We start from the raw sequence: 16,756 nt of genomic DNA on the forward strand, positions 1-16,756 counted from the left end.
TCACAACCCACTCCTTCACTAACATGCCCCCGGCCATCGATAAAAGCCGGGGACAGTAGCTGGTTCTGTGGCCTGACGGCCACCCGGGGGTGGGTCAAAACTAATGGCCAGTAGTGGGTCATTTTAATTGGCCACTAACAGTTGGAAGACATCCAGGAGAAGAACGTGGCGTTTAACCGGATTGCGAGCAAGGCATTCGAGAACCCGAGAGCGAGCTCCCGAATCGACTTCAGAGAGCCAATTTAATAACGCGTTGAAGTTCTTTGGTGGCCATTCGGCGCCAACCAAGCTAGAGGGAGTAACTTTGACGTGATGAGTAAGGAGGCTGATTTCATCGATCAGCGCGAGGCCTCTCTGCTCTATCCACCTCTGACAATCTGACGACTGGTTCGGGTGAAAGGCTATCCACTCTACGACATCGGGTTCTATTCCAGATGAGGGTGCAGATGTTCTTATGGCCATTTGACATAGCAAATTATCTCGAGCTTCAGGGTCGGAGAGCAGATAAATCGTTTTATTTGGTAGCCAGTAAGCAGCGAACTCGCCCTCTAAAGCCTCAGCATCGGCAGCCGCTTGCTCGTCGGTCGATGATACTGCTTTGTCCAATGTATTTTGGATTTGGGTGTCGACTGCTTGGTAAGTTGATGATAAGTCGTTGGAGTCCCAGTCAGCTTCCATTTGTTGCACGTAACAGAGAAACCATCCAAGGTTAAGATGCGGTATTAGCCGTCCTCGATATTGGTCGGGGTAACTCAGGACACACGCCCAAGGAAGTTCAATGTGTGGGTCACCTCTGAAACTCAAGGCAATTGTGAAGGGGCCGGCGCTCGACTCGTAGTTCTTGACGTAGAAACCCGAAGATTTGTCATGGGTACTTAGCGGTGTGTCCACAGGAAGCTGTTGGGCGGCGGTATAATGAAATCCGCAGCCCAACAGAACCTGATGCAATTGACTTAACACGCAGTGTTAACCGCTAACCATGGTACGACTAATGTTTTTGGCTTTGTCGGCAGCCTTGGGCTCGTGTTGGAATGCTGGCGCGGACTTTTTCTGTACAATCAAATCATGATTTTGCACTCGGTCGCCAAATGCTTGATTGATAATCTGCAGGGCATCCTCCTTCGTTGCGGCAGTTTCTGCTTCAGTTAGCACCAGTGCCAGTTTCTGGAGTTTTTCTACAATATTCAGCTCGACCTCACCATGCTTCCAACTCGCAGGGAAGAGCGGCTTCTCGTCGGTAGGATCCGGACTTTCCACTCCGTTGTTAAACTCTGCTGGCAGATGTTCAGCTATCAGCTTCATTGTTGCTCCAAAATCACGCTCGTCATGGGGCATGCGATCAAGAATACTGGCGGTGGCGGCCATGAGAGCAATGGAGGACGGGCCGCCACTGTCCCATTGGGCGTCGCGCCAGGCTTTTATGAAGCGGCAAAGTTTGCGTAGGTGGCGCCCTATTCGTTGGCAACTCTCATGGAACCAGTCTTCAACAATTTTCGGGTCACTCTTCATCCATTTCTGCTCGCCTTCGCGTAGCGCCAGATTAACGCAGTCAGAATCGAGTTCGTAAGCTGACCTGTTGTTCATCCAGGCGTCCGTCAATGTATCGTAGGACTCAAATTTGGATTCATTTAGCGCCGTTAGTGCTGCTTGCTTTTCCAGAAACTGCTTCTCTGGAACTGCATACATTGGGACGTCGATATGAGTGTTCATTTCAGGGATTTTTATGCGAGCACAAGTACGCTTAGATTCAAATTCCCAGCTGGCATTTTCGGCGACTAAGGATTGCAAAGAGGAGTCGACAAGCAGGTGAAGAAAGCGATGGCCGATAACCGGCTCATTTTCGAACATCGCCATTGGTAGGTAAGTGCCATCGTCGATGTCCATTTCCTGTGGGGGCATGGCGAAAGGTCGATTAAGTGTGTTGTATTGAAAGCTGCCTTGCGTCCAAAATCTCGGTGTTAACAATAGAAAGGCGTGGCGAGCGGTATCATCCATATGGGCGATAAGTTGCGCGACTTCTTTCTGCGCAGATGGTGTTAAGTGCCTAAGCCCAGTGTCGGCAAGCTTTACTTGAACACTTTCTGTGGTGAGCGAACCAGCGTTCGCTTCTTTAGCTAACGTCTTGGCTTCCTCAAAAATATCTCTCGTCCTGTCACGAACGCGTTTTCGGAGTGCTATGAGCGAAGTACGTTGAGTGTCGCTGAGCATTAATTGCCCGATGAGGCCCTCAGTGCGATTCGCGTAATAGTTGTGGAAGTTCCATGTCATCAGTTTTGCTCCTCGGGGCTGGGCTTATGTTGTTTGAAGGGTACAGCGGTATTTTCAAAGAATGCCCGTAACTTTATATTCTTGGTGAACTCGACGGTGGCGAGCTGCTTTCCACGGCTCTCAAGGTTGCGAAGGCTACTTTCGCTTGCATTATCCAACGTAATATCGGACGCGGCTTCATTAGGGATTGTGTCGTCCAGATAAACATAGTTGTCGACAGCATCGTGGTCCCTCAATTCCCTCAGTAGCATTGCTTTGTGTAGAAGCTGGTTGGCTGTCATGGTCGTTAGCACCAGCCGGGCCCCGAGCCCCCATAACCCTAAGTAACCTCTATTCCACTTTGAGTTCAGCGCGGCAGGGCTCACGGTGTACTCTTCACCGAGCGTTCCAATATTCAAAATTCTCACAGCAGATACATCGGCATGGGGAAAGTGAAACTTCATGTCGCGGAAAACTTCATGAAGGCCTATAAAGCTAGGATTGTTTGCAACCAAACCTCCATCCGCGAAATATGCGGCCAGATCTTTGCAGTAGTGGGGAGCAAAGTATGTAGGAGCGGCCGACGTAGCCATCGCGGCATCAACGAGAGCCAGGCGGCCATCCCTGTTGAATTCAGGGTTGTGTGGTGTCTTAAAGAACTGAGGCTTGCCCGTCGACAGATTGACGGCGGGTATCATCACGCGACGATTTAAATCGTTGAAGGTGGTCTCTTCGCCCACCATGTTGGCAACCGTGTCGTATAACGGTTGGCTTTTGTACCGAGGCAGAAAAGCAGCTCGTAACGCCGTAAGCCAGGAAGGCCTTGATGGGAAAATGTCTGGGGCTTTATGGCGAAATTCTATTTCCAATTCTCGTGCACTTTTACCTGCTGCAAGGCCAAGTGCGAGAATTCCTCCTATGGAGGTGCCTGTGATTAGGTCAAAATAGTCGCCTGCCTTTACGTTGTTCCGACCGAGTTTATCTTCAATAATACGCTCGATTTCGGCGAGTACGCTAATTGTAAACAGCCCTCTGGCACCGCCGCCATTGAGACATAGTATTCGAACATCGCTATTTTTTTCAGACATAGACGGCCTTTATGTTGTTAGCTTATACATATCTGGGGATAAAGTGGGGCTATTCAATGGACAAAGATTCTGTTTGAAATTCCTTCAATTGGTACTGAATAACAAAACTAGGCGAGGGAATCTCGGTCTTCAAGCAGTCACTGATCGGATGTCGCGCACCAGCTTGATCTGTAATCCCCCCAGAAAATAATCGAGGTTTTGAGTAGAGACTTTTACAATGATCGCAGAAGGAGCGACAGATGAAGAAGTCTCGATTTACCGACAGCCAGATCATGGCGACAGCTTGCTCACACCTCCTGGATGCATCCAGAGTCGACCTTAGGCACCAAAATTTCGCTAGCACCTGAGTGCCGTTCGGAACTGGACCAAGCCGGCAGTTGTCGGCTTAGTTAGGTTTGAACCCAACTTCGTGTGCAGGCCTATTCGAATCTGCTGTATAGGCAAAGACAGGCCAAGCTATAGGGTTATCGTGGACAGCCATTTCGTATTCGACCTTGCTCGAAGGAATGCGATTGTCGACAAGGAAATACCCGATCAAGGGTTTGCGCATAGTGACCCGCTTCCAGGCGCCACCTTCTTCAAGCTCATAATCAGACGCGATTAATGCCTGCTGCTCACCACTGAGGTGTGGGTTCGGCTTCAACTCAAGCTCAACAATCTGTTCCCAATCGGTATCTGCTTCAGGTGGTACTCCGTTGTACTGCTCGAAAGCGGGCGCATTTTTTCCCGAGCTTTTATCGCTCCTTGGTGCCGTAACAACTTCTGGATTGCTCTTGAAACGGCCAATTAGGAAGTCTCGATAACCCATGTGGTCCCAGCAAAAGGCACGAACGTGGTAACGGTTGTTAACGAAGGCAACAGCTGTCGGAGTTAAACGCCTGGTCCGGCCCTTTGGGGAACTCATTGTTGCGATCACAGCTTCGATAGACCGCTGGTGCTCAATAGCCGACAACAATCGAGCCAGAACAGGCAAATTATGCCGGCGCTTAAGCATTGGCATTTCTGTGGTATGTCCAGCGTTAGGCGGCGCGTAATCTTCAATTGACTGCCACTGAAGGTCTTCTCCCGATAACAGTACCGGCTCAAAGCTTTCCGTTGGCTGATGGTAGGGAATACCAAGTTGGTAGGGTTTCATCGCTGTCGGAGCGATCTGCTGATAGAGCTTGATGTCTTTTTGAGCCTGAGGCCGCGAAATTCCGAACGTTTCCATCAACATGGTCGTGGTCAGCCGCCGCTCCCATAACAGTTGACGTTCGATGAAGCACAAACGCAGCCACTGTGGGTGCGAAAAGGCCCCGGCCTCAATCCGTCGACCAGCCAGATTCGCTGCAGACAGAGTGCTAGTATCTTCGGTGATCGCAGGTTTTATGTACTGCAAATACTGCATGGCAGGGCCCTTTAGCTGCTGGTTGCGTTCATATGTCCGGAATTTTAAGCCAATACTGTATAAATATCATCTACCCATATAAAATATAGGGGTGTATAAAATATAGTGTTCCCCGTAAGTTCGGGCGTCAATCATTCGAGGAATGAGCCGGTGAGTTTCGCCACACTTAACACCAATTTGTTCAAAGCGATCGCTGGCGATAATGGGCGGTTAATGCTCGACCTGCTAGTAGAGCTCGATGCGTTTCTTGATCCGGCGCAGCTGGCGGATGAGCCGACGCCACAACAGGTGAGAGTTTTTCTTCGCGACTATCTCGCCAATAGTCATTTACGCCTGGAAATTGAATCAGGTGAGGTCGCAACCACCCCGCAAAGCCCAGAACATTATGTTTACTACCGGTTGCGCGATACAGGATGGATCCGAGAAGAGCTGGAAGTCGGATACCGTTATGTGGTCTGGATGGCTCAAGAAGGTAGGCGACTACTGCAATTCCTCAGGAGTATGGGTGCTGAACACCCATCGCTTGGTGTGGTTTGCTTGTCGGTGCGCTCTAATCTTGCCGAAGTGGTTAAGGATCCGGCCAATGGGTCTTTGATCCGGAAAGCAGCCGATGACATGGAAGGCTTTCTCAACCGCCTCCGAGCCCTCGTGGGCAATATTCGCGAAATACACCATGTAATTAGCGGCGGAGACGCGTCAGGCAGTGGGAACTTCAATTTCTACTTTGAAGAGTACCTGGGTGAGCTATTTCTGCCGAACATTGAGAAACTCTCGTTGAAGGGCAACCCCAACCTTCACGCCAGCAAAATTCGCAAGCTGGTAAGTGATATACGGTTTAATCCGGAGCGGTTGGAGGTGTGTGCTAAGGCATACCAGCGGGACGATATAGCGAATCCATCGACTGAAACGGTCGAAGCCGATCTGGATCGACTAAGTCTTGCGTTTGACGGTATTGGGCCCTTGTTCACAAAAACACAGGACTATGCGCGGCGCATTACCCGTCGAATGCATGAAAGAATTAAATACACCGTGCACACTCCCAGCAATATAGGCCAACAGATCGAGGATTTGCTTGATCGTATTGGTCGGTATGATTCGATTGAAACCCTGCCCAGTCCGGTGATCAGCGAAAAACTAATTTCCGGAAGCCGTTTGGCCAAACCTAAGGCAAAATCGGTACCGGCGATCGCAACGGTTCGCAGGCAATCCAAACCCCTGTGGGAAAAGCGAGCCTATAACCAGCTCAAACAAGAGCACATTCACTTCCAGAGGTATGATCCTGACCGGGTGGTGAGCTTTATTGAGACAAATATGGGCGACCGAGCTCAGATGACCACCGATGATCTGACCATCAAGACTGCTGACGACATGATGGCAGCGTTGCACCTGCGCTTATTGGCGCAAGGTGTTTCCAAAGCCCACGCTCTTTACCCCCTATTAGCTGAGTACAGCGTTACCTTCGATGAGCAGGAATGGACACAGCTTGAATGCATGGCCGGTCGTCGATTGATTATCACCAGGCAGGCCTTCTCGGAGACATCACGAAATGATTAATGACATTGTGCTGAGAGAGCTAAAAGAAGTTGCGTCGCGAAACTCCGACGACTACGCCGACATTCTTCGAAAAACAGCTGCCTACCTGCTCCAGAAGCAGTGGGCCTGGAAAGGTAAGCGAGGGCAGAAAGAGCACTTCAAAGTCTGCGAGGACAATGCCACATACTTCCATAAGCTATTCGATGCACTGGACATGGACTGGTATTACGATCGCAACTTTGGGTATGTGGGGGTGCTGCCCAGAGGCACTGGAAGCCAGCTGGATGTCACGGCCACCGTGTTTCTGCTGATATTGCGCAAAATGTATGACACTGAAGCCTCGATGGGGCGCACGGACCTTGGCCGCGTCACGCCGCCAACCGTGGAACTGCTTAATCAGTATGAGCAAGTCAAAGGTGAAAGACCGATACTGACCGCTACCATCGAGGCCCTAGATACCCTGCGAAAGAGGGGCATCATTGAACTTGGGCCCAGAGATCCGGACACCAAGCTTCCTGATGTGACGGTGTTGCCCAATATAACGCGAGTGGTAGGCCCGGCGTTTCTTGGATCGCTCGAAAACTTCATGAACAGCTACGCTCCAGACTCAGAACCCGGTGATGAGTCACACCTGACCACTGACCCTGCGGAGGCGTCTGATGACAACGCCGAATAACCCAATGCCAGCGCATTTCCTTCAAAATTTTGTTTTCGCGCAGTGGTATCTCTTGGATCTGGAAACTCTGGATGTGGGTGTAGCCGCATCTCTCTTGTCGGGTGAGAATGGGGCTGGGAAAACAACGATATTTGATGCTATCCAGTTTGTTCTGATGGGTGGAGACCAAAGGCGTGTTAGCTACAACGCAGCCTCTGACGGAAAAGCGTCGGGACGCTCTGCCAGAAGCTACGCCCTGGGCGAGTTCAAGGAAAACGATGTCACCACTTTCGAGCGGGAAAGTGCCAATACCTACATTTTTCTGAATTGGTACGACCACCACCAGCAGCCCTATTCGTTTGGGGTCTCTATCCACGCCACTCAGCAATCGGCCAGCATTGAAACTCGTGGTCACATCCTCAAAGGGCGCCATGTTTCCGAGGTAGACCTTTTATCCTCGGAGGACACCTTTTTACCATGGCGTGAATTCGTTGATCGTATGAAGTCGACCGCCAAAGAGTACCGGGGTTCGATGAGCTACGAGATGATCGACGGGGCAAGGATTATGCGCGAAAAGTTCGCCGAGATGATGTCGGTTGATCAAACGCGCGGTGGGAAAGTTGAGCCCGAAATGCTGGTCAAAACATTGTCCAGTGCGTTACAGCTGAAGATGGATAGTCCGATTGATTCGTTTATCCGCGATTTCATTTTGCCGCCCCAACCCATAGAAACAGAGCAGCTTCGTGAGGATCTGCTTGAGCACCGTCGCATCGAGGATGAAATCGCGCGCGCGGAGAGTCACAAACTGGCTCGTGAAGCTTTGATCACTGAAACAGATAAGGTGACGAGGCACCGGGCCGATGCTCACTTTGAGTTATGGGTCTCACAGGAGGCTGAAGCGGCTAGGCTTGATGAGCAAAACAGTGATCTTGAGGACCGTCTGGATCAGCAGCTAGACAAGCTTGAGGAAGCAGAACGGACGATTAAGTACCAAACCCCTCGACTGCCTGATCTCAAACAGCGTCATGAGGATGCTCTGATAGCATGGCAAAACTCAGATGCCGCAAGTCTGAGTAAAACCGTCGAGGCGGCACAGAAAAATGTCACGCATGCAACTACCCGTTTCGCTGAGCTAAACACCTCCCTCAGAAAAGCGGTGGGTGATATCAGTCGCCAACGCTTTGCTGACACTTTAGACATTACCAGTTTTGAACAACTGGCGGAGCAGTGGGCCGAATGTTCCGATCTTCTCGCCCGCGCTGACGTTGCCAGTCTCACTTCATCAGATCACGAAAATACCGCAAAGGTAACTGCGGCTCTTCTGGATGCCAGGCCGGTCCTAGATGAAATTTCTACACGGCTTGAAACGGCAGATAAACATGTCAGCCATGAACTGAAACAAATCAACGATGATGGAGAAGCACTTCAATCGCGAGTTGAAAGGTTGAAGAAGGGGCTTTCGGACATTCATGCGTCAACCAGCCTAACCATTGAACTATTAAAGCAGAAGGGTATTCAGGCGGTGCCCGTTTGTGATGTTTGCGAGATCACCAATTCAGAGTGGCAAGAAGCTGTTGAATCCTATCTCGGACCGAATCGCGAAGCTCTCGTAGTTGCAAAAGAAGATTTCGGTCACGCACTTGAGATCTACGAAGCCACCCAGAAACAAAGCCCACGCATCAGGCGAGCACGCCTTATCAATCCAGATCTAGCCCTGCGCGAAAACAAATCTCCCACTGCAGGAATGGTCTCAACACTGATCGAAACCCAGGACCCGGTAGCCCGGGGCTTCATGAACATCATCTTGGATCGAACCAAGATGGCCGCGACCCGTGACGAACTCAGGCGCGAACGTAAAGCACTGATGGCCTCCGGTTTAACGGCTGGCGGCGCAACGATTGGCGGTACGTCTCACATTGATGGTCTGCTGATTGGTAAACATGCCAAAGCTCAGCAGCTGGAACGGCTAGAAAAAGAGCTTGATAGCCTGGCCCAGCGAGTTGCCAGGTTTAATGGCCCGGCGGCAACGCTGAGTAAGCTTAACCGTCAGTGGGCGGGCTTTTGTGCAGCGGTCACCGATGGCGCCGTCGCGCTACAAGAAGAAAGTCAAAACCTAGCAGCCTACGAGCAAGCTCTCTCCGATGCCAGGGAACAGCTGCAGCCTCTTACCTCTGAAGATGAGCGTCTTAAGGGCGCCAAAGAGAAGGCTGACCAGAACTATCATGACTGCAATGAAAAAATCACACAGGCAAGAAACGACAAACAACAGGCAGAGGCTACCATCAAAAGCCTGAAAGCTGACTTGGAGCAGGTTCGTCCTTTACTGGAGAGGGCCCAGGAGCAACGCCGAAAGACAGAGGCATCTGAATTGCACGACACGAATAAGGCGCTGGAACGCTGGGAAGCCTATGAACAGAAATATGAGGGGGCTGAGGGTCGCTACGCATTGATTCGAAATGAGGCGGAAGGGAAGAAAAATACCGCCCGGGAAAAAGAACTGAGGTCACGTGGAGACCTGCATGTAAAAGTGATCGAATTCACCAATGATTTTTCAGAAGACATTGCCAATCGATCTGAACTTCTGGAGGCTGCCAAGCCTGAGAACGATGACCCTGATGCCTATTTTGTCATTAAGACCGATTGCACCGATTGGGTGGAGCGTATCCTCGCCGCTCAGCTACTGGATCATCGACAAGCTGCTCAGGAAGCTGCTGAGAAAATGGAAATGAACTTCCGGGGCATCATCGTCGGGGAGCTTCAGAATCGCTTTGAGCAGATGCGGTACACTTTCCAGCAGCTCAACAGTGTTCTTAAGAGGATTCCTTTCCATGACAACATTTACAGCTTTCACTTCAAGCTCCGTGAGACCGAGACCCTGGCGACCGTATATGAATACATAACAACTGTGGATAGGGAGCAGGCCGAGTTGGTTGGCACCTTGTTCGAGAAAGATTCCGAGCATCCGGCCCTTGAACTGCTGAAAGAGGCCCTGATTTCTGGAGATGACCTTATTAACGAGATCAGGGATTACCGCTCGTTCTTCCAATACGATATGAAAATGCGTAATCCCAACACGGGGGAAGAGCGCCGGGTAACCGAAATGCAAAGCACCGGTTCCGGCGGAGAAAAGCAGACTCCCGCCTATATCGCCCTGGCTGCCAGCTTCATGAATGTATACAAGATTCGTGAAAACTCACCTCGCGGAGCCTCTCTGGTTCTCCTGGATGAAGCGTTCAACAATATGGATGGTGGGAACGCCAGTGGCGCGGTTGCCTTTCTGAAAGAGATTGGTCTGCAGCTAATTGTGGCAGCCCCGCCTGAGGTCACCCTTAAGATCGGCAAGGAAATGGACCAGATATACACCATCTGCAGAGAAGGCCGTGATGTTGTTATCGACCACACGAAGATTTTCGAGGGAGGGCAGGAGCTGATTGATCAACGCAACCCTGTTTACCACCCTGAGCTTGTCACTGAGCGAGCCGCTGAATTAAAAGCCAATGCTGAGACAATCACTGGGGTATGAGCAATCACGTCGAGACATTCGTTGCGCAACTGATTAAGTACATTGATAAGCCAGATGGTGTTGTGCCTCAGGCACGGATACGCATTACAGATCATGCCTATCGGTGGTACTTCGCACTCAACAATAGTGCGAAGACAGCTCTCCACCAAAGTTTAGAAGCGCTGCAGGATCTCGACATTCAGTATCAGCGCAGAGTGGCTCTGGGAGCATTCAGGCATATTGAGGCGGTCCAAATTACTGATGGACGCCGACTCATGGCAGCTCAAGGGCTAATCCCGCTGGCGGATGACGTACAGCTCGCCTTCGAACAGCTTGAGGCCGAAGAATTCAATATCCCCTGGTGGGAAACGACTAAGCGAGATATAGCGGAGGCATGGTCAGCCAACAAGACGTTCAATGGTGTCAAGCGACAGCAATCCGAGCGGCTTTTCGATGCAATGAAGGTGGTAGAGTGGATCGTTCAGTCAGAAGACGACTCGCCAGTTCCTGATATGAGAACCCTCAGCACGATGCTCTTTAATAACTCCAAGAAGCTTGAGGAGAAGAGTTTCGCGAATCTGATTCGTCGTTTGATGCTCGGTCAACTGGATGATGACGTGGCAAACCTGATGGACGATGGACCGAAGTTGCTGGAGTATTTTGGGATCAGCAAATACCCAATGCCAATGCGGTTTAAAGCGAGTGCCCTGCTATTCTGCCGAGGTGTTGTTGATTTGTCCGCGCTCCATTATGGGATTGGTGTTTCACCGGATGAAGTCAAAGGAATTGAGTGGCACCAGCAACCACCGTATTTTCTGTTCATTGAAAATCGAGCCAGCTTTGAGCGGTATGTGCGGGAAATCGATGATGCGGGTGTCGTCATTTACACCGCAGGGTTTCCGCCTCGTTCCTGGCTGCACGCAATCGAGATCATCATCTCTGAAGTCCGATATGAAGTGCCGGTTTATCACTGGGGCGATCGTGACGTGGGTGGCTACAGAATCCTAGCGTTTCTGGCGAAACGACTCGATATCGATATCCAGCCATATCTCATGGGGCTGGATGCTCCGGTACCGACTCAGGATGGTGACGAGCTTAAAGAAATACCTGTGGTAGGGTTGATGCAGGCGATCGAGTCAGCGCGGGGTTACCCTGCCATTTCTGCGCTGTATGAGGATCTTGGCAAGTGTCAACGGAAAAGCTTACCGTGGATCGAGCAGGAACAAATTGCTCCCATTAGCCCGCTGGACAAAAGCTAAAGCAACGGCTGAGATTTGATGCTAGCTCCTCAAAGCAATGCCATTCAGATTCGTAGAGGTTAATTTGAACTACATCTCAATAGATGGAGACGATGTGGGCAGGAAGATCACGTCACTCTATCTTGAAAATGCGACAGCTAAGCTCTCTCAATTCTGTGATGAGATGAAAGGTGCCACGGAAAAAATATCCAATTTCCTCAAGGGGCAGGGGTTTGAGGTGATTTTCTGTGCTGCAGACGGTGTGGCAGCTTCAATAGAAAGTGATATTGATTTTGAGCGCGCTTTCACGGAACTCTGCAAGTTTGCTCCAGAGGGGATTACTCTCTCAGCGGGGGTAGGTCAGTCGCTGAGTCAGTCCTACATCGCCCTTCTATCTGCGAAGAGTAACGGTAAGAACTGCATACACCGATATTCAAGGCTTGGAGAAATCTAGATGGTTCGGATCATCCGGTTTGATTCACTACTCAAGTATGTGGCGTACACAACTGTCGCCTTGAGCATCGGAATCTATGCCTTTGTTCAGGCCATATGGCTTCCAGATTATTCTCTATTTAAGGTCGTCACGATCTCCTCACTTGTCAGCACATTTATAGTGACCTTACTAATGCTCCCTTCGTGTTCGCGGAAGATTTGGGCATTTATAGGGTATATTAACGAATCCATCTACCCTGACCTGAATGGAACGTGGCAGGGTGAGATAACCCTCGAAGATGGAAAGGCCATAGATGTTCGAGCTGTAGTTCGCCAAACTTTGCTTTCCACGGAAATCGATATCCATGGTGAAACGATGAAATCTGTCACGCTCGACACAACGCCCAGCATGGAAGCCGGGCAAAAGAAACTGTACTACGTTTATCGCGCTGACCCGAAGAATCCTGCATGGCCAAGCTATTGTGGCTCGACGATGTTTGACGTGCGTCGCGTTCAGTTGGAAGGTAATTGCCAGTTAGAGCTTTCCGGCAAGTATTTCACAGATCGCAAAACCGTCGGACGGATAGTGTTGCGCCAGCTCGGGACAAATAACAATCATGATGTCTCTTTCTACTAGCGTCCGGGTTCTCCCGGCATGAATGTTAGGCTCGTGTTAAATCCAGGAACGATAGTAACTCATAAGTTCACCAATACTCGGAGCGATTATGTCTCAGTACTGGAATGACCGATTCTCTCGATGGTCTCGACCACCAAGCGATAGTGAAGAAGCGAAGGCAGATCGGGCCGCAAGAATGGTGGACGACGCGATATCCGGGCATGCTCCTCTGGAAGGCAAAAAAATAAGCGTATATGGAACAGGCTCTTATAAAAACAATACGAATACTAGAAATGAAAGTGACATTGACATTGCCGTGGTGCTCCACGATTGTTTCTTCTCAAAATATCCGAATGGTAAGCCGCCTCAACCAGAAGACTTAGGTCATGCAGGTGGAGTGAGGTACGGCTTAAAAGCATTTCGCGAAGATGTGGGAAAAGCTTTACGCGCCAAGTTTGGCGCCGACGGAGTGACCGCTGGCTCAAAAGCATTTGACGTCCACTCTAACACTGCTCGACTAGACGCGGACGTTGCGGTTTTCCTAGAGCATCATAGGTACACCGGGAAGCAAAACGCGGACGGGACATGGCACTATTTAGAAGGTGTCGAAATGCGGGGTAAGGATAATTCAAGAATTATTAACTGGCATGGAGACCACTATGCAAATGGTGTTGACAAAAACAACCGCACTGGTCGTCGATATAAACGCGTCGCAAGAGTTTTAAAATGTCTTCGCGACGATATGAAACAGAGTACAGACGAGGCGACACGAAAAGCCGCTGACGTGCCCTCTTTTTTGTTGGAATGCTTGGCTTTCAATGCTTCAGATGGCTGCTTCCAGCAAGGCGACTTATACGACGACTTAAAAGCTGTAATCACTGAGGTTTGGAATGGCACAAAGCCAGAAACAGATGATTTGGTCTACTTGGAGGTGAGCGGACTAAAATGGCTTTTTGGTAGCGAGCAGCCGTGGACCAAAGCTGGAGCACATTCGTTCCTTCTGAAAGCTTGGCAGCATGTCGGGTTCAGCAAGTGAATAGGGCGTATGCAACCATCATCGTAGGATTGGTCGTCGCTACTTGGGCTATCTATCTATTGTTACAAGGGCAAACTTTGACATGGAGCTACTTGGGACCGTTCTCGGTAGCTGTCGCCGTACTCACCGCCACGGCCTTCGTATTCAAACATTGGGCTTGGCACTGGCCTATTGTTCACTTGCTAACCAAAACACCTAACTTAACCGGGACGTGGGTCGGGAAGCTTAAATCTGATTATATTCATGATGGGGAAACCCAACCTCGTGGCCCAATAGATGCGGTCCTTATCGTTACCCAAACAGCAGACGAAATTAACGTTCGCCAGTATACGAAAGAGTCATCATCAACCACGGTCGCTGCGTCAGTAACGGCGGAGCCTGGCGACAAGTTCATTCTAGCAACGGTTTTCTTAAATGAACCAGAAATAGAATTACAGCAAACCCGCAGCCGCATGCATTATGGTGCTACACGACTGGGCATAGAAGGTCCTCCGAGATCTCCAGAGAAACTAGTTGGGAATTATTGGACAGCTAGAAAAACGTCGGGGTCAATAGAGTTTCAGTTGGTAAGTCGAAAGCGTGCGCACTCATTCGAGCAGGCATGGCGACTCCAAAAAACTGCCAAGTGAATGATGCTGGGGCCCCTAATCAAAGGCTGTCTAACCATGCGCTTCAACCGATCGCTAGTGCGGCGGTTGAGCCCAGGCGTCAAGTGTTTATGACTGAAACTTGTGCGATTGATGTAATGATCCGAAAGGCTGCGCCGCGTTCCTATAAAGTCACTGGCGGGCATTTTGACTATGGTAGCCTTTACCTGGCGAGCATGGCCGGTGAGTCTTATGTCCTGCCCATCTCTCAGATTTCAGAAATACAGGATCTTGGTAATGGGCGGCACATTGTGGTTTTGCCGAGATGGTTGGCCCGCAAAAGCGGGCTTCTAAAGCACGAGCGTAAGTTGTAGCCGCGGTGGATGTTTAGCCAGTGCATTCAATTACCTAACGTATATTTCGATATCTGAAGAATAGATGGCTCTGGAGCTTTCGAGCTCATGTTCATAGACCTTTCAACGCTTCTTGGTGTGGGAGTTACTCTTATAACAGAAGGAATTTGAAGGAAGTTTTAGAGCTGGGTGCTTACTGAATTTTTCTATTTTGCTGACCAAGAGCGGCTGAACCAAGTTTCATGCCTGAACAGAGATGAAATATTGAGGAGTAGTTATGGCCGGCAGGCTAAGAAAGGAATTCCACGAATATCTAACTGATAGTTCTATCGCACATGTTAGCCATGATGATTATCTAAAATCGCCAGCGGCAGCGTTTCTAAAGTACTCTGTCGAAGCGAAAAGCGCTATTGACTTGTGTATCCGTCATTTCCCAAAAAATCAAGATGGTAACTATAATAAAGATGCTGTTGATAGTTTACAGCACCTAGTGGTGGCTGTTTTACCCACTGTGATGGGCCATTTCGAGACCTATCAAAGATATCTTTTCGCCGGTATTTTTGATTTTTCGGTATTTTTAGCCGGCTTTAAAGTTGACGAGTTTTTCAAAAAACTGTCAAAGGAAACAAACATCCAAATCGATTGGCCTCGGTTGGCTGCGCATAGAGCAACCGGCGCAAATTCAGTAGGAACACTACTCTCAGACTCAATGTCTGGCTGGCACGATGCAGAGAGGGTTAATAGATACTTTAACTGCTTTGAGCTTCAATATGTCCCATTCAGTGGCGATGACATCGAGAGGCTCTCGACACTCTGGCAGCTCCGCCACTCCATCGTTCATACTGGGGGGACTTTGACCTTGGCCGACGCGCAGAAGGTTGGCTCCTTAAAAAACTCCGGTGGTCGAAATATCGCATTTGAAAAGAATTTCATTTTCGAGGTCTCTCGAAAACTGCATCCGCTGGTGCAAACAGCAACTGAAGGTTTGGGCTCAGCTTTTATGGCCAGGTTAATAGGAAATTTGACTGAAGAGGATCGAACCAAAATTGATACCTTCTTCGAGGTGAAAACAAGTGTCGGGGCTTGGCTGAAATAGAGCCGAAACTTAGCAAAACCAGTCGTTCAATCGGACGCTGGATTTCCTCCGCTTTGCGCCGGCACCGGTTTCCTTGATCGGCAAATAATCAGGACAAATATGAAAGTCACAGGCCTTTTGAACAAAGTGATCGTCATTGAGTCTCTGGCTGAGGAAGAGCTCAAGACTGGGACACGGCTTTTTGAGGATCGGTTAATGCATCTCGATTCTTACAGCGAGAACCTATCTGGTGAGCTTATTTCGGTTGAGGATTCCGACGCCTTCATTAACTGTCTTCGGAAAATTTCCCAAAGAATACCGAAAGAAAATATCGTTCCAATAATCCATATAGAGTGTCATGGAGATGAGGAAGGCTTAATGCTTGCCGATGGCAATCATTTGCCTTGGAATCGATTTAGAAATGAACTCATCAAAATAAATTTTGCAAGTCGGCTCAATACGCTAGTTGTAATAGGAGCATGTGATGGGGCAAATCTTATTGGCACTGCCACTCAAATGGATGGCGCACCATTTTTTGGCGTCATTGGCGCGCAGGATGATGTAAAAGCAGGTGATCTAGAGAGGCGCTTTCGTGATTTTTACGCCGTTTTATTTGATGCTAAGGATGGCGATATGGCGATGGAAGCGTTGAATAAAAACATCGGTGACAATGAACCAAGATTCAGATTTATTGGCGCTCGTGCTTTATTCGAGGCTAGTTTCCGAAGTTACTACTGGAAATTCTGTAGAGGTAAAGGCAAGCGAGAACGGATAGAATTTTTGGTTAGCCGAGTTCTTCAGAACCCAGAAATTAAAGCCCGAGGAATAAAACACGCTCGCGCTAAAGTTAAAGAGCAGTTTGCTAACCCAGAGGATGATTTTGAATTTTTCAGAAAGCGTTTTTTCTTTACCGATCACTTGCCTGAAGTTCTTGAGAGATTCCCAATGATATTCGAAGACGTGATTCAAGTATCAAATGCTTAGCAAGGTCTGGCACTGCGACGAAC

The 16,756-nt window shown here is 49.5% G+C and carries 15 protein-coding genes; 11 read left to right on the plus strand and 4 right to left on the minus strand.

All coding sequences use genetic code 11. The annotated features are described in order from the left end of the window. Window positions 1-123 precede the first annotated feature (123 nt). The 4 genes from AC13E3_RS03510 to AC13E3_RS03525 form a co-directional block, all read right to left on the minus strand. On the minus strand, window positions 124-960 hold the full coding sequence (locus tag AC13E3_RS03510) for an E2/UBC family protein (RefSeq protein WP_482901704.1): 837 nt from the start codon (window positions 958-960) through the stop codon (window positions 124-126). 6 nt (window positions 961-966) lie between these two features. After that, complete coding sequence (locus AC13E3_RS03515) at window positions 967-2,268, minus strand: CBASS cGAMP synthase (protein WP_482901705.1); 1,302 nt, start codon at window positions 2,266-2,268, stop codon at window positions 967-969. Further along, a complete protein-coding gene (locus AC13E3_RS03520) occupies window positions 2,268-3,335 on the minus strand; it encodes a CBASS cGAMP-activated phospholipase (protein WP_482901706.1) in 1,068 nt (355 codons plus the stop codon). Before AC13E3_RS03520 ends, AC13E3_RS03515 begins: the two co-directional genes overlap by 1 nt. 385 nt (window positions 3,336-3,720) lie before the next feature. After that, the gene (locus tag AC13E3_RS03525; RefSeq protein ID WP_482901707.1) at window positions 3,721-4,722 is read right to left on the minus strand and encodes a BrxR family helix-turn-helix transcriptional regulator; all 1,002 of its coding nucleotides are present in this window, start codon (window positions 4,720-4,722) and stop codon (window positions 3,721-3,723) included. Window positions 4,723-4,872: 150 nt separating this feature from the next. Between AC13E3_RS03525 and AC13E3_RS03530 the strand changes: the two genes are divergently transcribed. The 11 genes from AC13E3_RS03530 to AC13E3_RS03580 all read left to right on the plus strand — a co-directional run bounded on the left by AC13E3_RS03530 (window position 4,873) and on the right by AC13E3_RS03580 (window position 16,733). Then, a complete protein-coding gene (locus AC13E3_RS03530) occupies window positions 4,873-6,276 on the plus strand; it encodes a Wadjet anti-phage system protein JetA family protein (RefSeq protein WP_482901708.1) in 1,404 nt (467 codons plus the stop codon). Further along, on the plus strand, window positions 6,269-6,931 hold the full coding sequence (locus AC13E3_RS03535) for a DUF4194 domain-containing protein (RefSeq protein WP_482901709.1): 663 nt from the start codon (window positions 6,269-6,271) through the stop codon (window positions 6,929-6,931). The genes AC13E3_RS03530 and AC13E3_RS03535 overlap by 8 nt, the downstream gene beginning before the upstream one ends. Next, entirely contained in the window at window positions 6,915-10,433 is a 3,519-nt protein-coding gene (locus AC13E3_RS03540; RefSeq protein ID WP_482901710.1) for an SbcC/MukB-like Walker B domain-containing protein, read from the plus strand. Before AC13E3_RS03535 ends, AC13E3_RS03540 begins: the two co-directional genes overlap by 17 nt. Continuing rightward, a complete protein-coding gene (locus AC13E3_RS03545; protein WP_482901711.1) occupies window positions 10,430-11,671 on the plus strand; it encodes a Wadjet anti-phage system protein JetD domain-containing protein in 1,242 nt (413 codons plus the stop codon). Before AC13E3_RS03540 ends, AC13E3_RS03545 begins: the two co-directional genes overlap by 4 nt. 37 nt (window positions 11,672-11,708) lie before the next feature. Beyond that, window positions 11,709-12,104 (plus strand): mCpol domain-containing protein, encoded by a 396-nt coding sequence (locus AC13E3_RS03550; RefSeq protein WP_228712271.1) that lies wholly within the window; start codon window positions 11,709-11,711, stop codon window positions 12,102-12,104. Continuing rightward, window positions 12,105-12,719, plus strand: coding sequence for a Cap15 family cyclic dinucleotide receptor domain-containing protein (locus AC13E3_RS03555; protein WP_482901712.1), 615 nt, complete (start codon window positions 12,105-12,107; stop codon window positions 12,717-12,719). Window positions 12,720-12,807: 88 nt separating this feature from the next. Next, complete coding sequence (locus AC13E3_RS03560; protein ID WP_482901713.1) at window positions 12,808-13,734, plus strand: nucleotidyltransferase-like protein; 927 nt, start codon at window positions 12,808-12,810, stop codon at window positions 13,732-13,734. Beyond that, window positions 13,731-14,363, plus strand: a complete 633-nt coding sequence (locus AC13E3_RS03565; RefSeq protein ID WP_482901714.1) for a Cap15 family cyclic dinucleotide receptor domain-containing protein — start codon at window positions 13,731-13,733, stop codon at window positions 14,361-14,363. The genes AC13E3_RS03560 and AC13E3_RS03565 overlap by 4 nt, the downstream gene beginning before the upstream one ends. A gap of 89 nt (window positions 14,364-14,452) precedes the next feature. Then, window positions 14,453-14,695: a hypothetical protein gene (locus AC13E3_RS03570; protein WP_482901715.1), complete on the plus strand. Its 243-nt coding sequence runs from the start codon at window positions 14,453-14,455 to the stop codon at window positions 14,693-14,695. Between the two features lie 256 nt (window positions 14,696-14,951). Next, entirely contained in the window at window positions 14,952-15,770 is an 819-nt protein-coding gene (locus AC13E3_RS03575) for a hypothetical protein (protein ID WP_482901716.1), read from the plus strand. A gap of 99 nt (window positions 15,771-15,869) precedes the next feature. Further along, complete coding sequence (locus AC13E3_RS03580; RefSeq protein WP_482901717.1) at window positions 15,870-16,733, plus strand: hypothetical protein; 864 nt, start codon at window positions 15,870-15,872, stop codon at window positions 16,731-16,733. Window positions 16,734-16,756 lie beyond the last annotated feature (23 nt).

It is taken from the genome of Marinobacter sp. L-80 (assembly GCF_056859395.1).